Below are 24252 nucleotides of genomic sequence, written 5' to 3' on the forward strand. Positions count from 1 at the left end.
GGGTTGCTATTTGCTATCTATTTAGGAGCTGCTTGCGCAGTAAATTCGAGCGCTGAGAGCAGATTTCGTGCTGCAGTGCTGGCGGCCAACTGACCGGCCTGCACCGCCGCGGTGAGCTGGGGTAGCTGCTCGCGCACCGCCGGGTTTTGCTTGAAGGCTTGCTTCAGTCCTGCGTCAATCCGCTCCCACATCCATGCCAGCGATTGGTTCTGGCGGCGCTGGCTGAACAGGCCGTTGGCAGTTTGCAGAGTTTGGAATTCACACACGGCTTTCCAGAAGGTGTCCACGCCCTGCCCTAGCAACGCACTCAGTGAAATCACTTTGGGCGCCCAGTGCTTGTCGCTGTGCGGATCATTCGGATTCCCGTGCATGCCCAGCAAGCGCAGGCTGGAGGTTATCTGGGCTTGCGCGCGGGTGGCGGCATCGGCGTCAATATCGGCCTTGTTGATAACCACCAGATCAGCCAGCTCCATCACGCCTTTTTTAATGGCCTGCAGGTCGTCGCCCGCATTGGGCAACTGCATCAAGACGAACATGTCGGTCATGCCCTGCACCGCTGTCTCGCTCTGGCCCACGCCCACGGTTTCGACAATCACGATGTCGTAACCCGCAGCCTCGCAGACCAGCATGGCCTCGCGGGTTTTCTCGGCCACACCACCCAGCGTACCGCTGGACGGGCTGGGGCGAATGAAGGCTTTCTCGTGCATGGACAAATGCTCCATGCGCGTCTTGTCACCCAGGATGGAACCACCGGACACCGAGCTGGAGGGGTCAATCGTCAGCACCGCCACGCGGTGGCCTTGGCCAATCAGGTACAAGCCCAGCGCTTCAATAAAGGTGCTCTTGCCCACGCCCGGCACACCGCTGATGCCCAGCCGGAACGACTTGCCGGTGTGGGGAAGCAGCGCGGTGAGCAGCGTGTCGCCCTGCGCCCGGTGGTCCACACGGGTGGACTCCAGCAGGGTAATGGCTTTGGCTATTGACCTGCGCTGCAGGAGGGACTCGCCCCCCAGCAGACCGGCCTGCACGGCTTCAGGGGTCACCCGAGCGCCTTTTCGATCTGGCTCAGTACATCACGAGCACTCACCGGTATCGGCGTGCCCGGGCCGTAAATGCCTTTGACGCCTGCGGCGTACAAAAAGTCGTAGTCTTGTCGCGGAATCACACCGCCTACGAAAACGATGATGTCGTCCGCGCCCTGCTTTTTGAGCTCGGCGATGATGGCGGGCACCAGTGTCTTGTGACCTGCGGCCAGCGTCGATACGCCGACCGCGTGCACGTCGTTTTCGATCGCCTGGCGGGCGCATTCTTCGGGGGTCTGGAACAGCGGGCCCATGTCCACGTCAAAACCCAAGTCGGCAAACGCGGTGGCTACCACCTTGGCGCCGCGGTCGTGGCCGTCCTGGCCCAGCTTGCTGATCATCACGCGGGGGCGGCGGCCCTGTTTGTCGGCAAATCCGGCGATGTCGGCCTTCAAGGCATTCCAATACTCCATGGTGTCTCCTTGGGCGCTGTCGTAGGCAGCGGCGTACACGCCACTGACCTTATTGGTATCGGCGCGATGGCGACCGAATGCTTTCTCCAGCGCATCGCTCACCTCGCCCACCGTGGCGCGCAGGCGGATCGCTTTGATGGACAAGTCCAGCAGGTTTCCGCTACCGGACTCTGCTGCAGAAGTGATAGCAGCCAGCGCAGATTCCACGAGCGCGGAGTCGCGTTTTGCCTTGATATCTTTAAGGCGGGCGATCTGGCTTTCGCGCACGGCCACGTTGTCGATGTCGCGGGCTTCGATCACGTCTTCGTTCTTGAGCTTGTACTTGTTCACACCCACGATCACGTCCTGGCCGCTGTCGATACGCGCCTGCTTCTCAGCAGCCGCAGCTTCAATCTTGAGCTTGGCCCAGCCACTGTCCACGGCCTTGGTCATGCCGCCCATGGCTTCCACTTCTTCGATGATCTTCCAGGCCGCGTCCGCCATGTCCTGCGTCAGCTTCTCCATCATGTAGCTGCCGGCCCAGGGGTCGATCACGTTGGTGATGTGGGTTTCTTCCTGGATGATGAGCTGCGTGTTGCGGGCAATGCGCGCGCTGAACTCGGTGGGCAGCGCGATGGCTTCGTCAAAGCTGTTGGTGTGCAAGCTCTGCGTGCCGCCAAACACGGCGGCCATCGCCTCGATGGTGGTGCGCACCACGTTGTTGTAGGGGTCCTGCTCGGTCAGGCTCCAGCCGCTGGTCTGGCAGTGGGTGCGCAACATCAGGCTCTTAGGCGCCTTGGCGTCAAAGCCCTTCATGATGCGGCACCACAGCAGGCGCGCGGCCCGCATTTTGGCCACCTCCAGATAGAAGTTCATGCCAATCGCCCAGAAGAAGCTCAGGCGCCCGGCAAAGTCATCCACGTCCAACCCTGAGGCGATGGCGGTCTTCACATATTCTTTCCCGTCGGCCAGCGTGAAGGCCAACTCCAGCGCCTGGTTGGCGCCCGCCTCTTGCATGTGGTAACCCGAAATACTGATCGAGTTGAACTTCGGCATGTTCTTGGCGGTGTAGCCAATGATGTCGCCGATGATGCGCATGCTGGGCGCAGGCGGGTAAATGTAGGTGTTGCGCACCATAAACTCTTTCAGAATGTCGTTCTGAATCGTTCCGGAGAGCTTGTCCTGACTCACGCCTTGCTCTTCCGCGGCGACCACGTAGCCGGCCAACACCGGCAGCACCGCGCCGTTCATCGTCATGGAGACGGATACCTTGTCCAGCGGAATCTGGTCGAACAGGATCTTCATGTCCTCGACCGAATCAATCGCCACGCCGGCCTTGCCCACATCGCCCGTTACGCGGGGGTGATCGGAGTCGTAGCCACGGTGGGTGGCCAAATCAAACGCGACAGACACGCCCTGCCCGCCGGCTGCCAATGCCTTGCGGTAAAACGCATTGGACTCTTCAGCGGTGGAGAAGCCGGCGTATTGGCGGATGGTCCAGGGGCGCACCGCATACATGGTGGCCTGCGGGCCGCGCAGGTAAGGCTCAAAGCCTGGCAGCGTGTCGGCGTGCTTCAGGTCTGCCGTATCTGCTGCGGTGTAAAGGGGCTTGACCGCGATGCCGTCGGGGGTGATCCAGTTCAGCGCGTCCACATTGCCGCCGGGGGCGGATTTGGCTGCAGCCTTGGCCCAGGCTTCCAGTGTGGCGGATTGAAATTCAGGCGTCTTGTCGGTCATGGCGGGGTCGCAATCGAAGTCGATCAAAGGGGGTTACCGGTGGCGTGGTCAGCGCAACAAGTCTACATTATTCATAATTATTGATTCAGAATATTGGTTGCAGCTTACAATCCACCCACTTTTTGACCCCTACCGCATGTCCGCCTTGATGTCTGATGCCCGCCCCGCTTTATCGCTGGCCCCCCGCCCTCTGTATGAGGAAGTGGCCGAGCTGCTGCGCCAGCGCATCTTCAAGCGCGAGTTGGAGCCCGGCAGCTGGATTGACGAGCTGAAGATTGCCGAAGAGTTCGGCATCAGCCGCACCCCCCTGCGCGAGGCCCTGAAAGTGCTGGCTGCCGAAGGCCTGGTGACCATGAAGGTGCGCCGCGGCGCCTATGTGACCGAGGTGTCGCAGCAGGATCTAGCCAACGTCTACCACTTGCTCAGCTTGTTGGAGAGCGACGCGGCCGGCGTAGTGGCCACCAAGGCCACCGATGCAGAAATCAAGGAACTGCAGGCTTTGCACAAAGCGCTGGAGGCAGCGGCCAAGCACGGCAAAGACAAAACCGCGACCACCGACCAGTTTTTTGCGGTGAATGAGAAGTTCCACATGCGCCTGCTGGAGATTGCCAACAACCGCTGGCGCGACCAGATGGTGGCCGACCTGCGCAAGGTCATGAAACTCAACCGTCACAACTCCCTGCTCAAGACCGGGCGCATCGAAGAGTCCTTGGCTGAACACCGTGCCATCATGGACGCCCTGGCGGCACGCGACCCTGCGCTCACCGCACAGCGTATGGCTGAACACTTTGCCAACGGGCTCGAAGCGGCCACCTGAACTCCCTAGAATGGGGCATGGCTGATCGCTTGATGTCCCTTTCGCTGGATCAACAAACTCTGCTGGAATACCGCGCGATTCTGGAGAATGCGTCGGTCGGAATTCTGTTCACCCGGGACCGCAAGGTTCTGCACTGCAACCCGCGTTTCAACGAGATATTTGGCTACGCCGAGGGCGAATTGCAAGGACAACCCGGCCGGGTTTTCTACTTGAGTGACACCGACTACACCCGCATGGGCGAAGTGGCAGGCCCGCGCCTGACGCGTGGGGAGCCCGTGAGTCTTGAATTCACCATGCGGCGCAAAGATGACACACCCATCGATTGCCACATGCGCATCAAGCCGGTGAACCCCCATAACTCGGCAGAAGGCACGATCTGGATTTTTGAAGACATCACCGAGCGCAAGAAAGCAGAATCCGCGCTGCAACAGCTGATCCACCGGCAGGACGCGATACTAGAAAACGCTTCGGTGGGCATCATGTTCACCCGTAACGGACTGATAGAGCTGACGAATCCACGCTTTGATGCGATCCTTGGTTGGCCCCCCGGTGCACTCCTAGGGCAGAAAACACGCGTGTTTTTCAGTTCCGACGAGGACCATCAGGCGTTTGCCGAGCATGCAGGAGCCACGCTGGCGTCCGGCGCACTCATGGAGGCAGAGTGGCTGAACAGCCGCCAGGATGGGAGCCAAGTCTGGTGCCGACACCTGGCGAAAGCGGTGACCACAACCGCCGATAACCGGACCACCATCTGGATTACGGAAGACATCAGTGAAAAGAAGGCTGCGGCTGACGCTTTGTTGCAAGCCCATCAGGTGCTGGAGCAACGGGTAGAAGAGCGAACCCGCGAATTGCAGGATGCGCACCAGCGCATGCAGGTGGTGATTGACAGCTCCACGCTGGCCATTTACACCCAAGACCAGCAAGGCCGCGTCCTGAGCTGGAACACGGCTGCAGAAAAAATGTTCAACCTGCTGCGCCAAGAGACGCTCGACGACCCATCCGTTTTTTCGCAGCGCTTGGAGACCCCCGAGCTGCAAGCACTGCGCGAGCAAGCGTTTGAGGGAGGCAAAGTAGTCAACACCGAACTGCAGCTGAATCTGCCCGGCGGGCAGGCCTTGGAATTGAGCTTGAACATCGTGGCTTTGCAAGGCCAGGCCGGCCAGGCCTATGGCGTGCTGACTATGGCCTCGGACATCAGCGAAAGAAAAGCCAACGAACGCAAGGTGGCCTTCATGGCCTACCACGATGCACTGACCGGATTGCCCAACCGACAACTTCTGGAGGACCGCCTGGAGGTCGCCATGGCGCAAGCAGACCGCGCAAAGACCAAGGTTTCCTTGCTGTTTCTGGATCTGGACAACTTCAAGCGCATCAACGACACGCTGGGGCACGCCGTCGGCGACAGCCTGCTGCAAGAAGTGGCGCAGCGGCTGCGCACTTGCGTGCGCGAGAGTGACACCATCAGCCGCCAGGGTGGCGATGAGTTTGTAGTGCTGCTGAATGCCCTGAAAGACAAAGACGCCGCACTCCCGGTGATTGCCAAATTGCTGGATCGGCTCGACGAGCCGTTCTACACCGATGGGCACGAACTCGCGACCTCCGCCTCCATCGGAGTTACGGTGTACCCGGATGACGGCCAAGACTTCGATACCTTGCGCAAAAAGGCGGATATGGCCATGTACCGCGCCAAGGAAGCCGGGCGGAACACCTACCGGTACTTCAACGAAGCCATGAACGCGGAGGCCAAGGAACATCTGCACCTGCGAAACGGCTTGCGTCGCGCGTTGGAACGCAATGAATTGGTTCTCCATTACCAACCCCAAATCGACTTGCCCACGGGTCGGATTTTTGGGGCCGAGGCTCTGATTCGCTGGAACCACCCCGACCTGGGCATGGTCTCGCCGGCCCGATTCATACCGGTTGCCGAGGATAGCGGCTTGATTGTTCCTATTGGTGACTGGGTGATGTCTGAAGCTTGTCGCCAGGCTATGTCATGGTACCGGCAAGGCCTGCCCGCTCTGCTCATGGCGGTCAACGTGTCTGTGGCGCAATTCAACCGTGGCAACCTGGAAGAGGCGTTGGTTAAGGTCTTGCTCGAGTCCGGAATGAATCCGCAGAACCTGGAGTTGGAACTCACCGAGTCACTGTTGATTCAAAATGTGGACCACGTACTAGCCGCCCTCAAGCGCCTGAAAGGGCTAGGCGTGCAGCTGGCGATTGACGATTTCGGCACAGGCTATTCGAGCCTGTCGTACCTGAAACGATTTGACATCGACAAACTCAAAATCGACCAGAGTTTTGTCCGGGACCTCGTAGCCGACCCCGAAGACACCGCCATCGTGAATGCCATCATCCAGATGGCCAAAAGTATGGGCTTAAAAACTATCGCAGAGGGGGTGGAGACCCCCGACATCGTCAAGTTGTTGCAACGCTTCGGGTGCGATGAGGCGCAGGGCTTTTTCTTTGCAAGGCCCATGCCAGCCGACGCATTTGCATCATTTGTCTCCAGTCATCCGCAAACCAACACACCCCTCGCTTAGCGACGCCTCACAAACAAGCTCTGCGTCGCCCGCCCGATCAGGCCCTGCTCGTCGTAAAGAGCCGACTCCGCCAGCCCCCCGCCGTGGCTGGACAAATGGGTGCGGGCATCGAGGCACACCCACTCACCCACCGGTTTGCGCAGCAGGTTGATGGTGAGGTCGGAGTTCACAAACACATGGGTCGACAAATCCAGAATCGCGCTGATGCCGTTGCCCGAGTCAGCCGCCACCGCTACGCGCTGGTAGGCGCTGGGCGTTTGACCCATCACCAGCGGATGGCTCATGCGAAACCACACCGCACTCGGGCCGGCAAACATGCGGCCCTGGGCCATGCGCGTTTCCACCAGATCGGGGTAGCCCCATTCATGGTGCGCAAACGGGAAACGCTGCACGGGCGACGCATCCGGCTGGTTCGGTGCCAGCGGCAAGGGGTGACCGGGCAGGCCATCGGGCAGGCCTACCTCGTCCTCGCGCTGAAACAGCGCGGTGGCGCGAATCAGCTCTTTGCCATCCGCCAGTGCGACCGCAGAGAAGTGGCCGGCATTACGACCCACATAGTCTTCTTGCACCCTCACTTCGATATCGGCAATCGGCACGGGGCGTAACAAATTGGCAGTCAAGCGGGCCAGGTGGTGCAGCCCATGCGCTTGGGCCGCGGCTTCCAAGGCGTGGCTCACCAAGGCGATCGGCGGGCCGGCATGTTGCTGCTGCGGGTGCCAGGGGCCGCGCGTGAGCGCAGATGCACGGTACACCGCGCCGCCCAATGCGGTGTAGGCCGCCATGTCGCCATCGAACGCGGGTTTCTGCGGGTTATCTGCCATCGGAATTTGCTCCTTTTTTAATAGCTACTCGCGCATATTCTGCCTGCGCCACATGCCAATTTGGCTTAAAAATCACCAGCTGCAAAGTACATAGTGCCGCACCTGTTGGCAGCCGCCTGTCACGGGTGTGTCGATTTACCGGATCCGTGCTGCCTAGGCGCGCTTGCGCACAGATGGCGGCGCTTAAGTCGCCCACAGTGAGGTTGTCTCCCGGAGTGATCCGGTTTTTTTCTCTTTAAAGGCTGCTCACTATGCACACACCCCGTATCCCCGCCCCCCGCCACACCCCGCGCGCTCGAGGCGCCACGTTGGCAGGACTGGCCTTGTGTCTTGCCGCGCCGTTTGCCATGGCGCCCGCCGCCGCCCAGATGTCACCCGCCCGCGGCAACGCCTACAGCCCGGGCTATGTCGACATCAGTGTCGGCTCATCCGACTATTCCAAACCCAGCAACGGGTTCGGCATTTTCGACAACGACCAACGGGCCACCGCCTACAGCGTCAGCATGGGCAACTATGTATTCAGCCCCAACTGGGGTCTGGAGGTGGGTTACACCGACTTCGGCTCGGTGAACCGTGCCGGCGGCCGCACTACTGCGGATGGCATCAACCTGAACCTGATCGGCCGCATGCCGCTCAACCCCGCCTGGAACCTGCTGGGCAAGGTGGGCACCACCTATGGCCGCACCGATGTCAGCAGCGCGCCCACGTCCGGCGTGCAGTCCGGCAGCGAGCGTGATTTTGGCTGGAGCTATGGCTTGGGCGTGGAGCTGCAGCTGGCAGCCCAATGGTCCGGCGTGTTGATGTACGAGGAGCACACCATGAAGTTCCCCGGCGGCAGCACCGACCGCATCAGCGCCACCAAGCTCGGCCTGCGCTACCACTACTGAACCTCCTGACCTTGCCCCCTCCTCCAACCACCCAAGGAAACCCATGAAAACCGATCTCCAACTCCAACAAGACGTGCTGGCTGAACTCCACTGGGAACCCTCGGTCCACGCCGAAAACATCGGCGTGGAAGCCAAAGACGGCGTCGTCACCCTGGCCGGCCATGTGATGACTTACCAAGAGAAATACCACGCCGAGAAAGCCGCGCGCCGCGTAGTGGGCGTGCGCGCCCTGGCGGTGGAAATTGATGTGAAGCTGGCTTCCAGCGGCATCCGCAACGACAGCGACATTGCCAACTCCGCCAAAAACGCGCTGCAATGGATGTCCACCCCACTGGGCAACAAGGTGAACGTCACCGTCGAAAAAGGCTGGATCACCTTGACCGGGCAAACCGAATGGCAGTTCCAGAAGCTGGCCGCAGCGGTGGCGGTGCGCTACCTGATGGGCGTGAATGGGGTGTCCAACCAGATCATTCTGCAGCCCGGTACCAAGCTCAGCGCAGCCAAAGCCGACATTGAAGCCGCGCTGGTGCGCCGCGCCCACACGGACGCCGGCAAGATCAACATCGACATTGACGGCAGCACCCTCACCTTGACCGGCAATGTCAGCAACTGGACCGAGCGCGACACCGCCAAAGAAGCCGCCTGGAGCACGCCCGGTGTGACCAGCGTGGTCGACAAAATGACCATGACCTTCTGAGGGCAGCACATGCAAGCCCATACCAACGCCTCGGTGTCCATCTGCAACTCCCACGAGGAGGCAGAGACCGCCATCCAGACGCTCAAGAAGTTCGGCTTTGATGTGAGAAAACTCTCGCTCATCGGCAAGGGCTACCACAGCGAAGAGCACCCGGTGGGCTTCTACAGCACCGGCGACAAAATCCGCGCATGGGGTAGCACCGGCGCATTCTGGGGCAGCATGTGGGGCATTTTGATGGCACCTGCCGTCTTCATGCTGCCGCCCTTGGGCATGATCGCCATGGCAGGGCCGATTGTGTCGGTAGTCATCAGCGCGCTCGAAGGCGCGGTGCTGGTTGGGGGCCTCTCGGCCGTGGGCGCAGCCCTGAGCCAGCTGGGTGTTCCCAAGGACCAAGTCATCGTATACGAGACAGCCCTCAAGGCCGACAAATACGTGCTGATGGTGCACGGCAGCGACGACGAAGTGGCGCGGGCCAAGTCCATCCTGGCCGGCACCCAACCGATGGAACTGGCTGAGACGCTACTGAATTAGTAGCACCCTGCCCATATCAGACGGGCGCCAGAGCCCGATTTGACTCTGAATCGTGGGCCAGGGCCATCACCTCGCGGGCACCTAGGTGCTTGAGGCGGTGGTCCGTCCACACCTGCCGCCAACGCCGGGCGCCGGGCAGGCCGTGGCGCAAACCCAGCATATGGCGCGCAATGCTGTACCAGTGGGTACCGTGTTGCGCGGCCTCGCGCTCCATGTAGTCCACCATCTGGGCTTCCACCGTCTCGCGGGTAATGTCCCGCTCAGTGGCGCCGCAAAACGCGCTGTCCCATTCGGCCAACCACCAGGGGTTGTGGTACGCCTCGCGCCCCAGCATCACGCCGTCCACGTGCTCCAGATGGCCCGCCACTTCGGCTGTCTTGGTAATACCACCGTTGATGGCAATGGTGAGGTGCGGAAAATCTTTTTTGAGCTGGTACACCAGCTCATAGCGCAGGGGCGGGATTTCGCGGTTCTCTTTGGGGCTCAGGCCCTTGAGCCACGCGTTGCGCGCGTGGGCAATGAACACAGTGCAACCGGCATCTGCCACGGTGCCTACAAAGTCGCGGACGAAGCCGTAGCTCTCTTCCTTGTCGATCCCAATGCGGTGCTTCACGGTCACCGGCACATCCACCGCGTCCACCATGGCCTTCACGCAGTCCGCCACCAGCGGGGCTTCGTTCATCAGGCAGGCGCCAAATGCGCCGCGCTGCACCCGCTCGGACGGGCAGCCGCAGTTGATGTTGATCTCGTCATAACCCCAGTCCTGGCCCAGCTTGGCAGCACGCGCCAGATCAGCAGGCTCGCTCCCGCCCAGCTGCAAGGCGACGGGGTGTTCTTCGGCGTTAAAGCGCAAATGGCGCGGAACATCGCCATGGATGAGCGCGCCGGTGGTCACCATCTCGGTGTACAGCAGCGCGTGGCGGCTCAATAGGCGGTGGAAATAGCGACAATGTCTATCGGTCCAGTCCATCATCGGCGCTACGGACAGGCGCCACATCGTGTCCGGCATAGCAGACTTGTTTTCTAAAGCGGGCATGGCCGGATTATCCCAGCCCCGCGCCCACCCTGCCGCGGGTTCAGGTCGGAGGCAGAAAAATCTCTACCCGGTCACGGCCGCCCTGCTTGGCCAGGTACATGGCGCGGTCCGCCAGCTCGACCAGCCGCTTGGGGCTGCTGATGCCTTCGGAATACGCCACCCCAATGCTGGCAGACATGGGCCGGCGCAGGCCATGGATGGACTTGATCGAATCCCGGATGCGTTCGGCCACCACCAGCGCTTCGTTCAGCTGGGTATCGGGCAGGATGACGCAAAACTCCTCGCCGCCATAGCGGGCCACATGGTCATAGGCACGCGCCTGGCTTTTGATCGCCAGTGCAATGAACATCAAGGCCTGATCGCCCGCCACATGGCCAAACGCATCGTTGTAGGCTTTGAAATGGTCTGCATCCACCATCAACAGGCACAGCGGCGATTTGGAGCGCAGGGAACGCGCAAACTCATGGGACAACAAGGTATCAAAAGCGCGGCGGTTCTTCAAAGCCGTCAATGGATCCGTCAGGGTTTGCTCCTGCAGGTCATGGTTAAGCTCTTCAATGCGGCGCTGCTGGTTCTCCAGTTGCTGGTGGCGCAAGGTCTGCGCCTTGGTCACAAGCTCCAGCTCAGCATTCACCCGGCGCAACGCCAACAATTGCACCACCCGGCGGGAGAGGGCCTGCAAGGCCTCTGACTGGCGCTCGGTCAATTTGCGGGGCACCCTGTCGATCACGCATACCGTGCCGAGTGCTGCACCCGAAGGGGTGAGTAGTGGCGCACCGGCATAAAAACGGATGCCGGGGTCACCAGTCACCAGCGGGTTGTCCACAAACCGCGCGTCCTGTTGGGTATCCGGCACCTCCATGACCCGGTCCGGATCCATGATGGCGTGGGCACAAAAAGCCTGGCCACGCGGCGTTTCCATCGCATTCAGGCCCACACGGGCCTTGAACCACTGGCGGTCTTCATCGATCAGGGAGATCAGGGCGATCGGCGTGTCGCAAATGTAAGAGGCCAGTTTGACCACATCGTCATAGGCCTGCTCAGCAGGGGTATCCAGAATCTTGAAGCTGCGCAGGTCTTCGATCCGAAGCTTCTCATCCGAGTGGGAGGGGTCTAGCATGCAGGCGGACTTTCGTTGGGTCTGCGTAAGCAGTCGGCCGCCTGAAACCGGTGTTGTTCAGGGCTAGCCGGTGGCGCACCACGGAGCTTTATTGTGCACCAATCCCATCCACAAAGCCCACCCTGAGGCTAGTGCCAAGGCCGCGCCGGCCAGGCGGATACCCCATGTTCCATCGCCCATGCGGGACAAACCCCAACGCAGCCACAACCAAGGCCCCGCCATCATGGTCAGCGAGGTGCCGAGGGCGAAAAGTGCCATGGTTGCTGCACCGGACAAGGGCTCGCCCGACAGGGATGCCAGCAGCAACGCCGAATACAGTAAGCCGCAAGGCAACAGGGACCACACCACCCCTAGCCCCAGGGGCGCAGCCAACACGCCCCCTGCCCCGGCTTTGCGCACCCCGGCCCAGACGCTACGCGCCCCTGCCTGTAGCCACAGAGGCTGACGCCCTGAAAACAAAAGCACCAAGCCCAATACAGTGGCGGCCACATGAAGCAAAGACCACACTGGCCGGAGCGCAGCAGACTGCACGGTGAGCCAACCCAGGCCCTGCACCGATGCTGCGGCTAAGGCACCGAGTGCGGCATAGCCAATGACCCTGCCGGCCTGAAAGCTCAGCATGGCCGGTGTCCGCCGGGGTCCAGCGGCCTGCCCGATGCCGGCGCACGCAGCCCCGCACATGGCAACGCAGTGAGGGCCTCCCACCAGGCCCATCAGCAACGCGGTTACTGCCAGAGAAGATTGCATCCGGACGCTTCAAATGATTTTGGAGAAGCGTGCGCGGGTGCGGTCCGTCTGGAGATAACGGTCAAACACCATGGCCACAGCCCGCACAAAAAACCAGCCTTGGCTGGTGACCTGGATTCCCGTGTCGTCCAAGGACACCAACCCCTGCTCTTCCAGCCCCCGCAAGGTTTCGAGCTCGGCGGCAAAGTAGCTTTTGAAGTCCAGCAAATAGGCAAGATTGATCGACTCAAACTGCAAATGTCCCTGACACATCAGCGCCATGATCACCGCACGACGAACCAGATCGTCCCGCGTAACCGCCATTCCCCGCACGATGGGGAAGCGGCCTTGGTCCAGGTAGTCGTAATACTCTTCCAGCGTTTTGGCGTTCTGGCTGTAGGTGGCGCCAATGCGGCCGATGGCAGAGACGCCCAAAGCGATCAAGTCGCAGTCGGGCTGGGTGCTGTAGCCCTGAAAGTTACGGTGCAGGCGCCCTTGCCGCTTCGCCACTGCCAACGAATCGTCTGGCAGCGCAAAGTGGTCCATGCCCACATAGACATAGCCCGCTCCCATGAAAGACGCCAGCGAATGCGCCAACATGGAGACCTTGGAAGCCGCACCCGGCAACTCCACGGTCGCAATACGGCGCTGAGGTTTGAAGCGCTCAGGCAAATGGGCGTAGGCATATAGCGCGATACGGTCCGGCCTCAAGGCGTTCACTTGGGCCAATGTGCGGTCAAAGGACTCGGGGCTCTGACGGGGCAAGCCGTATATCAGGTCCACATTGATGGACTCAAACCCGCGTGCGCGCGCCGCTTCCACTAAGGCAAACACCTGCTCGGCAGGTTGTACCCGGTGAACTGCTTTTTGCACCGCAGGGTCAAAATCTTGCACCCCAAAGCTCAGGCGGTTGAAGCCGAGTTCGGCCAGGGTATCCAGGCGCGCGGCGTCTACCGTCCGGGGGTCAACCTCAATGGAGTATTCACCACCCGCGACAAAGCTGAAGTTGCGGCGCAGCATCGCCATCAGCTCCCGCAGCTCTGTGTCACTCAAAAAGGTAGGGCTCCCGCCCCCGAGGTGCAACTGGCTGACGGACTGGCCGGTACCCATCAGCCGGGTGTGTAACTCCACCTCCCGCGTCAAGTAGCGCAAATACGTGGCCGCTTTGTCATGGTGCTTGGTGATAATTTTGTTGCAAGCGCAGTAGTAGCACAGCGATTCGCAAAACGGAATGTGCACATACAAAGACAAAGGCAAGGCCAGCGCGGCAGCACCGGAGCGGCGTTGCAATAGTGCTTGGGAGTAATCGTCCGCGCTGAACGCCTCTACAAAGCGGTCCGCGGTCGGATACGAGGTGTAACGTGGCCCGGAAACATCGAAGCGGGTCAACAGTTGTTCTGAAATGGGTGCGGAACCAAGGGCTGCGTTCATGAATACTCCAAGCTAGCGCACAGACTGTGAACGAAACAGCCTTCAGGCTCCTTGATTTACATCAAGGAGTTTCAGGATGACCCGGACCATAATTGACTTGCATCAGGGGAACACCATGCTCGAACACGCAATGCCTACCGCCAAGTCTCAGGACGCCCACGCTTCTATCGCCATCACGCCGGTGGGAGCCGGGGCATTGAATTCCCACACCATCAAGGTCGCATGCTCCAACTGCAACCTGCGCGAACTGTGCATGCCTTTGGGCCTGAGCCCTACCGAGCTCGAGAAAATCGACGACGTGGTCGCCAGCCGCCGCAAAATCAAACGCGGCGCAACCCTGTTTCGCAACGGTGAAAAGTTCACCAGCCTCTATGCCATCCGCACCGGCTTCTTCAAAACCTGCGTAGCGTCTGAAGACGGGCGCGACCAGGTCACCGGTTTTCAAATGGCGGGAGAGGTCGTCGGACTCGATGGCATCGTGAACGACCACCACACTTGCGATGCCGTGGCTCTGGAAGACGCAGAGGTTTGCGTCATGCCCTTTGACCGGATTGAAGAGCTGTCGCGCGAGGTGACTTCGCTGCAGCGCCATGTCCACAAAATCATGAGCCGCGAAATCGTGCGCGAAAACGGCGTCATGCTCCTCTTGGGCAGCATGCGGGCCGAAGAGCGACTCGCCGCATTTCTGCTGAACCTGGTGCAACGCCTGCACGCCCGCGGCTTCTCGCAGTCAGAACTGGTGCTGCGGATGACGCGTGAAGAAATCGGCAGTTACTTGGGCTTAAAGCTCGAAACCGTGAGCCGCACCTTCTCCAAGTTCGTGGACGACGGAATTGTGGAAGTCAAGCAACGGCACGTGCGCATCCTGAACACCGATGCCCTCAAAGACATCGTCAACCCCAAAGTCTGCAACTGAGCGAGACCACGCTCGCTAGTTGTTGACGTCTGCAGCGCTCATGGCGAGCAAAGCCGTGAGCGCGCTGGAAGCCAGCGTCACCCCCCAGAATACAAAAAACGCAACGGTGTAAATCCCTTGGCGTGACAGCGGCAAAGCCGCGTCGTTCCAATGCAGATCGTGGGGGTCTATGAATGCGAACACCACGATTTCCAGCACGCCTGCCGCCAGAAAAGCGGGCCACACGACAGCCATCCATGGGGCTCTTGGCATCACATTGCTCCTTGCCAACCGCTTAACGGGCAGGCGCAGCGGCTGGCACGATGCCAGTAGCTGCATGGTTGCGGGCCTGCATGGCGGGTGCCAGGCTTTCTGGTTGGGTGGCCAGGGTCTTGTTGATGTCCAGGCCCGTCTGGTAATAGTTTTCATCGACGACCGGGTCCATACCGCGGGCGGCCAGATAAAAAGTCAGGAAGCTCGCCACCACCACGATCAGCGGGCCGGACACCACCAGCCACACATGGCCGAACTTCCACCAGGGGGCTGCGGGGGTAGATGAGCTTGTCGGGTTGGTCATACAGTGGCTTTCTTAACGCGGAACTATGAATACGGACTTCTCGGTCACCACTGCAGCGTCAGGGGCCGATTTCACCGTGAAATGGATGGGATGCGATCCCGGAGCTGCACCTTCATACGGCAGCTGCACGCGAATCGCAATCCAGCGGGATTCGGTCGGGCCGACTTCCATGCTGGAATCGGTGGAAAGCGTCAGGCCCGGCAAGCCCTCGGCGCTGACCTCAAAAGTTTGCGGGGTCTCCCGGGCATTCATGATCTGCAGGCGGTACACATTCTCCAGCCGGCCGCCCGACACGATGCGGGCCAGTGTGCTGCGGTCGCGCTCCACGTCCACCTTGAAAGGCGCGCGCATCCAAAGGCTGACCAGCATCGCCAGCACCACCGCCAGCAGGACACTGCTGTACACCAGCACCCGGGGGCGCAGCACATGGCGCAAGATATCGGCGCCGCTCCAGCGCTGGTTCACTGCATTCTGGGTCGAGTACTTCACCAGGCCACGGGCGTAGCCCATTTTGTCCATGACGGTGTCGCACACATCGGCACAGGCACCACAGCCTATGCACTCGTACTGCAGCCCCTTGCGGATATCAATACCGGTCGGGCAGACCTGCACACACAAGCTGCAGTCGATACACGCGCCCAGCTTGAGGGTGGAGAGATCGGCTTTCTTGGAGCGCCCGCCACGGGGTTCCCCGCGCAATTCGTCATAGGTCACGATCAGGGTGTCTTTGTCAAACATGGCACTCTGAAAGCGCGCATACGGGCACATGTATTTGCAGACCTGCTCACGCATGTAGCCGGCATTGCCATAGGTGGCAAAGCCGTAAAACAGTACCCAGAAGGTCTCCCACGGCCCCATGGACATGGCCATGACCGCACCGGCCAGACTGTGTATGGGGGTGAAGTAGCCCACAAAGGTAAAACCGGTCCACAAGCCCACAGCAATCCACATGAGCTGCTTGGCAGTTTTGCGCCAGACCTTGTCGACATTCCATGGGCCCGCGTCACGCCGCATGCGGGCAGACCGGTCTCCCTCGGCCAGCTTCTCCAGCCAGAGAAAAATTTCGGTGTACACCGTTTGGGGGCAGGCGTAGCCACACCACAAACGCCCGGCCACCGCCGTAAACAAAAACAAAGACAGTGCCGAGATCACCAGAATACCGGTGAGGTATACAAAGTCCTGGGGATACAACACGAGGTTGAAGATATAGAACCGCCGTGCCCCGAGATCGAACAGCACCGCCTGGCGCTGCCCCCACTCCAGCCACGGCAATCCATAAAACACCAGCTGGGTCAGAAACACCAGCGCCCACCGCCACTTCGAGAAGTAGCCCGATACGCTGCGCGGGTAAATCTTTTGATGCGCTTCGTACAGGGCAATCGTCTCCTCGTCGGCACCAGGTGGGGGGGCGATAGGCCCCTTGTCCGGTGACGCAACGATCGGGATGATCTTCTTCTCAGCAGTGGAGGCAGGTGCGTTCAAGGAATATCCTTCAGGGTTCAGCCAGCGTTACTTGACCGCACCGGTGTTGGAGAAGCCCCATACATAGGACGACAACACCTTGATTTGCGCGGGCGAGAGCTTCTGCGCCTGTGCAGGCATCTGGTTGACCTTGCCGTTGGTCACGATATTGATGATGGCGCTCTCGCCATAGCCATGGAGCCAGATGTCATCGGTCAGGTTGGGCGCACCCAACGCAGGGTTGCCTTTTCCGTTGGAGCCGTGGCAGGCCGCGCAAGCTGCGAACTTGGATTTGCCCAAGTTGGCCCGCACCGAATCGTGCGGACTGCCCGACAAACTCAACACGTAGTTGGCCAGGTTTTTCACGTCATCACCCGAACCCACTGCCGCCGCCATGGGAGGCATCTGGCCGACACGGCCTTGGTTCAGCGTCTCCATGATTTTCTCGGGCGAACCACCATGCAGCCAATCGGCATCGGTCAGGTTGGGAAAGCCCTTGGAACCCCGGGCATCCGAGCCATGGCACTGGGAGCAGTTATTCATGAACAAACGCTCGCCAATCGCATGGGCTTGCGGGTCTTTGGCGATGTCCTCTGCAGACATGGCGTCAAAGCGCGCATAAATCGGCGCAATGTCGGCCTCCCCCTTGGCGATCTCCGCTTGGAACTGACCGGTAGAGGTCCAGCCGAGTTTGCCGGCTGAAGCGCCGAGGCCCGGGTAGAAAGCGAGGTAAATCGCCGAAAAAATGATCGTGATAACGAACAGCCCGACCCACCAGCGTGGCAAAGGGTTGTTCATCTCGCGCAGGTCACCGTCCCACACGTGGCCGGTGGTGTTGTCGTGGGCGGTCATGGCTTTGGCTTTGCCACTGAACCACAAGAGGAACAGGCAGGCTGCAATGCCGATGACCGTAACGGCGGTCACATAGACCGACCAGAAGTTGCTTGTGAAGTCACTCATTTTGATTCCTTACGAGGCTCAGTCCTGCTCAAACGGCAGATTGGCGGCGTCCTGAAAGTCGTGGGCACGGCTCTTCGACCAGGCCCAACGGACAATCGCGATAAAGACCACGAAGCTGATGACCGTGGTGACGGAGCGCAGGGTGTTGACATCCATATCCATGTGAATCCCCTTATTTCAGCGCCAGGCCCAAGACCTGCAAATACGCGATCGTGGCTTCGAGTTCAGTCTTGCCCTTGACCTCTTCAGACGCCTTGGCGATCTGCTCGTCGGTGTAGGGCACGCCCACCTTGCGCAGGGCGCGCAGGTGCGATGGCAGGCTTTCCGCGTCCACCAGGTTTTTCTCCAACCAGGGGTAGGCCGGCATGTTGGACTCAGGCACCACATCACGCGGGTTCACCAAGTGGATGCGATGCCACTCATCGCTGTATTTGCCGCCCACACGAGCCAGGTCCGGGCCGGTGCGCTTGCTGCCCCATTGGAATGGGTGGTCATATACCGACTCGCCAGCCACCGAGTAGTGGCCGTAGCGCAGTGTCTCGGCGCGGAATGGCCGGATCATCTGCGAGTGGCAGTTGTAGCAACCCTCGCGGATATACACATCACGCCCAGCCAGCTGCAGTGCGGTGTAAGGCTGGATACCCTTGATCGGCTCCGTGGTCGACTTTTGAAAGAACAGCGGAACAATCTCCACCATGCCGCCTGCAAGCAACACCAGCAGGATCAACACGATCATCAGAAAGTTGCTGGTCTCGATCTTCTCGTGCGACAGACCGGATGCACTTTTTTCGTTTGCCATACAAATTTCCTTTTAAGCGTGGGCTGCCGCGGGGATCGCCACCGTGTTGGCGCGTCCGGCAGTGACCGTCATCAGGGTGTTCCAGAGCATGATCAACATGCCGCCCAGGTACAGCAGTCCACCCAACAAACGCAGCACATAGAAGGGATAGGTCGCTTTCACCGACTCAACGAAGGTGTAGGTCAAAGTGCCGTCAGGGTTGATAGCGCGCCACATCAGGCCTTGCATCACACCGGCAATCCACATCGCCGCGATATAGATCACGATGCCGATCGTGGCAGTCCAGAAGTGCAGCTCAATCGCTTTGACGCTGTACATCTCTTTGCGGCCGAACAGGCGGGGAATCAGGTAGTACATCGAACCCATGGTCACCAGACCCACCCAACCCAAAGCGCCGGAGTGCACGTGGCCCACAGTCCAATCGGTGTAGTGGCTCAGGGCATTGACCGTCTTGATGGACATCATCGGGCCCTCGAAGGTGGACATGCCGTAGAAGGACAGGGACACGATCAGGAAACGCAGAATCGGATCGTCGCGCAGCTTGTGCCAAGCACCCGACAGGGTCATGATGCCGTTGATCATGCCGCCCCAGCTGGGCGCCAAGAGAATCAGCGAGAACACCATGCCCACTGACTGCGTCCAGTCAGGCAGCGCCGTGTAGTGCAGGTGGTGTGGGCCCGCCCACATGTAGGTGAAGATCAGCGCCCAGAAGTGGACGATCGACAGGCGGTAGCTGTACACAGGCCGCTCCGCCTGCTTGGGAATGAAGTAATACATCATGCCCAGGAAGCCGGCCGTCAAAAAGAAGCCCACCGCGTTGTGGCCGTACCACCATTGCACCATCGCATCTTGCACACCGGCGTAAGCCGAGTAGCTCTTCATCAAGCCTGCAGGAATCGCAGCACTGTTCACCAAGTGCAGGATGGCTACCGCAATGATGAAGGCGCCAAAGAACCAGTTGGCCACATAAATGTGCTTGACCTTACGGGTACCCACGGTACCGAAAAACACCACGGCAAACGACACCCAGACCAGGGTGATCAGGATGTCAATCGGCCACTCCAGTTCGGCGTATTCCTTGCCGGAGGTGTACCCCAGGGGCAAGGAAATGGCGGCGGCCAGAATGACCAACTGCCAGCCCCAGAAGGTGAATGCTGCCAGCTTGTCGCTGAAGATGCGCACGTGACAGGTGCGCTGCACGACGTAGTAGGCCGAGGCGAACAAGCCGCAACCGCCGAACGCAAAAATCACCGCGTTGGTGTGCAGGGGGCGCAGCCGCCCGTAGCTGAGCCAGGGGATACCGAAGTTGAGTTCGGGCCAGGCGAGTTGGGCGGCAATGATCACGCCCACCAACATGCCGACCACTCCCCAGACCACCGTCATGATGGCGAACTGGCGCACAACGGTATCGTTGTACGCCGTCGCCTGCTGATTTGGAAATGCCATATTTACCTCTTCTTGGATTGCTTCACAGCGAGTGTCTGTCGGGCTTTACTTGAGCGAGTTGACCCACATCAACCGGCGGAGAAAAAGCGGGGAACCTTTTTCAGGGTTCGCGCAAAATGCGCTCCCCTTCAGACTCGATGTCTTCAAACTGCCCCCGGTCTATGGCCCACCAGAGACCGGCCAGAATGAAAAACACCAGCACCACCGACAGCGGCACCAACAAATACAGGATGTCCATCACGCCCCCCGGGTTGAAAAAGTGACCGCTGGCAGCAGACCGCTGCCCGAGGTCTGCAGGCTGCTGCCGGATGACAGGCGCAAGGCGTTGAGCACGACCAGCAAAGAGCTGGCCGCCATACCCAGACCGGCCAGCCATGCAGGCAAATAGCCGGCGATCGCCAACGGTATGCACGCCACGTTGTAGGCAAGTGCCCACCACAGGTTTTGCCGCACCACCCGGAGTGTTTTGCGGGCCAGCATCAGCGCGGTGTACACGCTGTGCAACTGGTCTCCGAGTGCCACAAAATCGGCACGGGACTGCGTGATCGACACCGCCCGCCCGAATGCAAAGGACACATGGGCCCCCGCCAACACCGGGCCGTCATTCAGTCCATCGCCGACCATGGCCACCACGTGGCCGCGACCTTGCAACTGGTGCACATAGTCCAACTTGTCCACCGGCGAGCAGCCGCCCGCCACGTGCGTGATGCCAAGACGTTGCCCCATCGCTCTTGCAGCGGCAACGCGGTCGCCCGAGAGCAAATGCACCGCCACCCCCTGCGCTTGCAAGGCCGCAATCACGGTCAGGGCATCGCTGCGCAACTCTTCTTGCCAGTAGAAACTGGCCAACCAGCCCTGCGCATCCTGCAGGTGGACGACAGGTCCGGTTGGGGCAGTGGCGTCGGGCGCGTCCGGTGCAGCGCCGCAGAAAGTGGCCGACCCCAGGCGCATACGGCCTTCAGAGATGCCGGCGGAGCCTTCTGCCGATCCCGCGAGCGGCAGCGCTTGGGCTTGCACGCCCTGCCCGGCTATTTCCTGAGGCGCCTGCACCGCCACCGGTGTCACCCCTTCTTGCACAGCGAGCTGTCCAATCGCCCGGGAAAGTGGATGCAGCGAATGCGCTGCCAGCCCGGCTGCGCAGGCCAACGCGGCTTCGCGCGACACGCCGGGGCGGGTGTGTACCGCCTTACATGTCATGGCATCGCGCGTGAGCGTGCCGGTTTTGTCAAACACCACCGTATCGACAGCAGCCAAGCTCTCGAGCGAGGGCAGACTGCGCACCAGCAAACCCTGCCGCGCGAGGTTGCCTGCGGCGGCCAGCATGGCCGCGGGGGTGGCGAGGGACAAAGCGCAAGGGCAGGTCACGATCAACACCGACACCGCCACCATGACCGCATGGGCCGGATTCTGCGGCCACCACCACACCGCTGCAGCCCCAGCCGCCAGCAGCACGCCGATCAAGAAAGGGCTGGCCCAACGATCGACCAGCAATGCGGCACCCGGCTTGGAAAGCGAGGCTCCCTCCATCAAGGCCAGAATCTGGGCAAAGCGGGTGGCCTCGCCCAATGCGACCACCCTCACCTGTACCGTGCCCTCGAGGTTGTGGCTGCCCGCAATCACCGACTGGCCCACGCTGCGGGCCAGAGCCTCGGATTCACCCGTCAGCAAAGACTCATCCACGCAGGTGCGGCCCTGCACGATCACCCCATCTGCGGCAAAGGCCTCTCCGGCCCGGATCTGCATCAGGTCACCCACCAGCAAACGGCGCACCGCCACCCGCTCCCAGCCGCCGTCCGGGGTTTGCCGCAACACACTGTCAGGCATGCGGTTCATCAATGCATCCAGCGCTCCTGCGGTGCGGTCACGCAAGCGGGCTTCCAGCCAACGCCCGGTCAGAAGAAAGAACACAAACATGGTCAGCGAGTCGAAATACACCTCCCGGCCAAACATGCCTGCAGGATCAAAGGTGCCCGCGGTGCTGGCCGCAAAGGTGATCAGCATGCCCAGTGCTACCGGCAGGTCCATGCTGACCCGCAAATGGCGCACATCAGACCAGGCCTTGCGAAAGAAAGGCCCGCACGAAAACAGCACCACTGGCAAAGACAAAACCCAAGAGGCCCAGCGCAACAGCTGCTCGTACTCCAGCGCAAGATCCCCCGGGCGGGCTTGGTAGGCCGGCCAGGCGTACATCATCACTTGCATCATGCAAAGGCTGGCAACCAGCCATTGCCACAAGGCCTTGCGGGACTCGGCCTTGCGGCGCTCGGCAGCAAACACATCGTTGGCCGGGACCGCGCGGTAGCCCGCGCTCTGAAGGGCCTGCATCCACTGGGAGGGCACTACCCTGTCCTGCGCCCAGCGCACGCGGGCGCGGCGGTTCGCCGCACTCACCCGCGCCGACTCCACACCCGGCACCTTGAGCAAGGCATCTTCAATGGTCAAGGCACATGCTGCGCAGTGCATGCCCTCGATCACCAGGTTGGACTCCCAGTGACCGGGGGCTGCAGGGTCCTCGCGGCTGAAGGCACTCCATTCGGCCGCATGGTCCACCACGCTCAGGGTATCCGCCTCCCAAGGGGATGCGACAGGCAATGGAATAGGCGTGGAAGGCATGGCCGGAATTCTGCGATCCCTGTCCGCAATAAACCTTGATACACATCAAGACAGACCGCAATGGGCGGCGTAATCTGAAGGCCTACGAACCTATAGGAGCAACTCTATGTACCAACGCATTCTGGTCACCACCGACGGCAGCAAGCTCTCCCAAAAAGCAATAGCTACAGCGATCAAACTGGCCGGACTCACCGGCGCGGAGCTGGTCGCACTCAAAGTCGTGCAGCGCTACCCCCAGTCCTACTTTGAAGGCGGGATGGCCTTGGTGGGCGAAGATGTGAAACAGGTCGAAAAAACCTGGGGAGATGCCGCCCAGAAGGTGGTGAACGCCGTCAAAAAAACGGCAGAGGATGCCGGCATCAAAACCAAGGCGGTAGTGGTGCGCTCGGATGTGGTGTCGGACGCGATTCTCAGCACCATCAAAAAACAAGGCTGCGACTTGGTAGTGATGGCCTCTCACGGGCGCAAGGGCATTAAGCGGCTGCTCTTGGGAAGCGAGACCCAACATGTGCTGACCCACGCCACCGTGCCGGTGCTGGTTTTGAAGTAATTTTTAGATCAAAAGAGGCTGTAGCTCAGGTATTCATTGCGCTAGTAGCTATTAAAAATATAGCTATAGCTGCGGGCTAGGAGCCTCTTCCTCTTCCTGGTACCGGTCCCGGATCTCGAGGACTTCATCGAATCCATTCAAGAAGGCCTGAACACACGCCGGATCGAAATGGGTACCTGCCCCGGTATTCAAAAAGTCAACGGCTTGCTCCAGCGTCCACGCTTTTTTGTACGGGCGCTCGGAGGTCAAGGCATCAAAAACATCAGCAACCGCCACGATGCGGCTGAACAGCGGTATCTCCTCGCCTTTCTTGCCTTGGGGGTAACCGCTCCCGTCGAATTTTTCGTGGTGGCCGCGTGCAATCTCAGCACCTGCCTGCAGCACCTTGGAGGTACTTCCGTGTAGCAACTCATATCCAAATTCAGCGTGCTGCTTCATGATCTCGAACTCGGGGCCGGTCAGCCGCCCGGGCTTGAGCAGAATATTGTCGGTAATGCCCACCTTGCCAATGTCATGCATCGGTGCGGCCTGCAAAATCAAATCCTGATCCGCCTCCGGCAACCCCAGGTGTTTCGCAATCAAGCGGGAATAGTGCGCCATTCGCAGAATGTGTGCCCCCGTTTCGGGGTCGCGATATTCCGCTGCCTTGCACAGCCTGAATACGGTCTCCTGCTCGCGCTGCACAATCACTGCGGTGGCTTTTTTGACCTCAGAGTCCAGCCACTCCGCGCGATCAGCGAGCTTGCGGCGCGCAGCGCTCAAACTCAGCATGTTCTTGGCGCGCGCCAGAAACTCCACCTTGTCAACCGGCTTGGCCAAAAAGTCGTTGGCGCCGGAGTCCAGGGCGCGATACCGCACTTGCTTTTGATCATTGGCGGTAATCATGAGGATAGGCACTTCCTCGCAGCCCTCCAGCGACCGGAAGCGCTGGATGAACTCCAAACCGTCCATGCCCGGCATCATGTAATCCACGATGACCAGATCAGGCTGCTTGGTCGCTGCCCAATCCAGTGCCTGCAGGGGGCTCTCGAAGTTGTGGCTGCGGCAGTTATCCAGCTTTTTGATCAACGCACTGAAAAGAATCAGGTTGATTTCCGTGTCGTCGATGATGAGTACGTCCTGCATGGTCAC

The 24252-nt window shown here is 60.5% G+C and carries 24 protein-coding genes; 7 read left to right on the forward strand and 17 right to left on the reverse strand.

Annotated features, from left to right (window positions below):
* Positions 1-17: 17 nt before the first annotated feature.
* Positions 18-1043 carry a methylmalonyl Co-A mutase-associated GTPase MeaB gene (meaB, locus tag RAE21_RS07795; protein WP_313880882.1) on the reverse strand — a complete coding sequence of 342 codons (1026 nt, stop codon included), beginning with the start codon at positions 1041-1043 and terminating at the stop codon, positions 18-20.
* A complete protein-coding gene (gene scpA / locus RAE21_RS07800) occupies positions 1040-3211 on the reverse strand; it encodes a methylmalonyl-CoA mutase (protein ID WP_313882676.1) in 2172 nt (723 codons plus the stop codon). The genes meaB and scpA overlap by 4 nt, the downstream gene beginning before the upstream one ends.
* 136 nt (positions 3212-3347) lie before the next feature.
* On the opposite strand from scpA, the gene RAE21_RS07805 reads away from it, so the two are divergent.
* Entirely contained in the window at positions 3348-4028 is a 681-nt protein-coding gene (locus RAE21_RS07805; RefSeq protein ID WP_313880883.1) for a GntR family transcriptional regulator, read from the forward strand.
* A gap of 17 nt (positions 4029-4045) precedes the next feature.
* Positions 4046-6571 carry a sensor domain-containing protein gene (locus RAE21_RS07810; RefSeq protein ID WP_313880884.1) on the forward strand — a complete coding sequence of 842 codons (2526 nt, stop codon included), beginning with the start codon at positions 4046-4048 and terminating at the stop codon, positions 6569-6571.
* Here RAE21_RS07810 and RAE21_RS07815 read toward each other — a convergent pair.
* Positions 6568-7392, reverse strand: a complete 825-nt coding sequence (locus tag RAE21_RS07815) for a thioesterase family protein (RefSeq protein WP_313880885.1) — start codon at positions 7390-7392, stop codon at positions 6568-6570. The two genes, RAE21_RS07810 and RAE21_RS07815, sit on opposite strands and share 4 nt — an antisense overlap.
* A gap of 251 nt (positions 7393-7643) precedes the next feature.
* On the opposite strand from RAE21_RS07815, the gene RAE21_RS07820 reads away from it, so the two are divergent.
* The 3 genes from RAE21_RS07820 to RAE21_RS07830 are packed head-to-tail and all read left to right on the forward strand — an operon-like array spanning position 7644 to position 9507.
* Complete coding sequence (locus RAE21_RS07820; protein ID WP_313880886.1) at positions 7644-8279, forward strand: outer membrane beta-barrel protein; 636 nt, start codon at positions 7644-7646, stop codon at positions 8277-8279.
* A gap of 43 nt (positions 8280-8322) precedes the next feature.
* Positions 8323-8976, forward strand: a complete 654-nt coding sequence (locus RAE21_RS07825; RefSeq protein ID WP_138515929.1) for a BON domain-containing protein — start codon at positions 8323-8325, stop codon at positions 8974-8976.
* A 9-nt stretch (positions 8977-8985) separates the two neighbouring features.
* Positions 8986-9507, forward strand: coding sequence for a DUF1269 domain-containing protein (locus tag RAE21_RS07830; protein WP_313880887.1), 522 nt, complete (start codon positions 8986-8988; stop codon positions 9505-9507).
* 16 nt (positions 9508-9523) lie between these two features.
* On the opposite strand, the gene dusA is transcribed toward RAE21_RS07830, so the two are convergent.
* The 4 genes from dusA to hemN form a co-directional block, all read right to left on the reverse strand.
* Positions 9524-10543 carry a tRNA dihydrouridine(20/20a) synthase DusA gene (dusA, locus tag RAE21_RS07835; RefSeq protein WP_313880888.1) on the reverse strand — a complete coding sequence of 340 codons (1020 nt, stop codon included), beginning with the start codon at positions 10541-10543 and terminating at the stop codon, positions 9524-9526.
* Positions 10544-10583: 40 nt separating this feature from the next.
* Positions 10584-11663, reverse strand: a complete 1080-nt coding sequence (locus tag RAE21_RS07840; RefSeq protein ID WP_313880889.1) for a GGDEF domain-containing protein — start codon at positions 11661-11663, stop codon at positions 10584-10586.
* A gap of 63 nt (positions 11664-11726) precedes the next feature.
* Complete coding sequence (locus RAE21_RS07845; RefSeq protein ID WP_313880890.1) at positions 11727-12410, reverse strand: sulfite exporter TauE/SafE family protein; 684 nt, start codon at positions 12408-12410, stop codon at positions 11727-11729.
* A gap of 9 nt (positions 12411-12419) precedes the next feature.
* Positions 12420-13820: an oxygen-independent coproporphyrinogen III oxidase gene (gene hemN / locus RAE21_RS07850; RefSeq protein WP_313880891.1), complete on the reverse strand. Its 1401-nt coding sequence runs from the start codon at positions 13818-13820 to the stop codon at positions 12420-12422.
* 196 nt (positions 13821-14016) lie between these two features.
* Between hemN and fnr the strand changes: the two genes are divergently transcribed.
* On the forward strand, positions 14017-14736 hold the full coding sequence (fnr, locus tag RAE21_RS07855) for a fumarate/nitrate reduction transcriptional regulator Fnr (RefSeq protein WP_313882677.1): 720 nt from the start codon (positions 14017-14019) through the stop codon (positions 14734-14736).
* A 15-nt stretch (positions 14737-14751) separates the two neighbouring features.
* Here the strand turns inward: fnr and RAE21_RS07860 are convergent, their stop codons facing one another.
* The 9 genes from RAE21_RS07860 to RAE21_RS07900 form a co-directional block, all read right to left on the reverse strand.
* Positions 14752-14988 (reverse strand): hypothetical protein, encoded by a 237-nt coding sequence (locus RAE21_RS07860; RefSeq protein ID WP_313875891.1) that lies wholly within the window; start codon positions 14986-14988, stop codon positions 14752-14754.
* Positions 14989-15010: 22 nt separating this feature from the next.
* Entirely contained in the window at positions 15011-15292 is a 282-nt protein-coding gene (locus RAE21_RS07865; RefSeq protein WP_313880892.1) for a FixH family protein, read from the reverse strand.
* Between the two features lie 12 nt (positions 15293-15304).
* A complete protein-coding gene (gene ccoG, locus RAE21_RS07870; RefSeq protein WP_428983999.1) occupies positions 15305-16774 on the reverse strand; it encodes a cytochrome c oxidase accessory protein CcoG in 1470 nt (489 codons plus the stop codon).
* Positions 16775-16801: 27 nt separating this feature from the next.
* The gene (ccoP, locus tag RAE21_RS07875) at positions 16802-17713 is read right to left on the reverse strand and encodes a cytochrome-c oxidase, cbb3-type subunit III (protein WP_313880893.1); all 912 of its coding nucleotides are present in this window, start codon (positions 17711-17713) and stop codon (positions 16802-16804) included.
* A gap of 18 nt (positions 17714-17731) precedes the next feature.
* Positions 17732-17875, reverse strand: a complete 144-nt coding sequence (locus RAE21_RS07880) for a cbb3-type cytochrome oxidase subunit 3 (protein WP_313875888.1) — start codon at positions 17873-17875, stop codon at positions 17732-17734.
* A 10-nt stretch (positions 17876-17885) separates the two neighbouring features.
* Entirely contained in the window at positions 17886-18512 is a 627-nt protein-coding gene (gene ccoO, locus RAE21_RS07885) for a cytochrome-c oxidase, cbb3-type subunit II (protein ID WP_313880894.1), read from the reverse strand.
* Positions 18513-18524: 12 nt separating this feature from the next.
* Positions 18525-19958 (reverse strand): cytochrome-c oxidase, cbb3-type subunit I, encoded by a 1434-nt coding sequence (gene ccoN / locus RAE21_RS07890; protein WP_313880895.1) that lies wholly within the window; start codon positions 19956-19958, stop codon positions 18525-18527.
* A 100-nt stretch (positions 19959-20058) separates the two neighbouring features.
* Entirely contained in the window at positions 20059-20196 is a 138-nt protein-coding gene (gene ccoS, locus RAE21_RS07895; RefSeq protein WP_087493533.1) for a cbb3-type cytochrome oxidase assembly protein CcoS, read from the reverse strand.
* Positions 20196-22571, reverse strand: a complete 2376-nt coding sequence (locus RAE21_RS07900) for a heavy metal translocating P-type ATPase (RefSeq protein WP_313880896.1) — start codon at positions 22569-22571, stop codon at positions 20196-20198. The genes ccoS and RAE21_RS07900 overlap by 1 nt, the downstream gene beginning before the upstream one ends.
* A 106-nt stretch (positions 22572-22677) precedes the next feature.
* Here RAE21_RS07900 and RAE21_RS07905 point away from each other — a divergent pair, with 106 nt between their 5' ends.
* The gene (locus RAE21_RS07905) at positions 22678-23121 is read left to right on the forward strand and encodes a universal stress protein (protein ID WP_313880897.1); all 444 of its coding nucleotides are present in this window, start codon (positions 22678-22680) and stop codon (positions 23119-23121) included.
* 63 nt (positions 23122-23184) lie between these two features.
* On the opposite strand, the gene RAE21_RS07910 is transcribed toward RAE21_RS07905, so the two are convergent.
* A complete protein-coding gene (locus RAE21_RS07910) occupies positions 23185-24246 on the reverse strand; it encodes an HD domain-containing phosphohydrolase (protein ID WP_313880898.1) in 1062 nt (353 codons plus the stop codon).
* Positions 24247-24252 lie beyond the last annotated feature (6 nt).

The organism is Rhodoferax potami (assembly GCF_032193765.1).
GTDB lineage: Bacteria > Pseudomonadota > Gammaproteobacteria > Burkholderiales > Burkholderiaceae_C > Allorhodoferax > Allorhodoferax potami.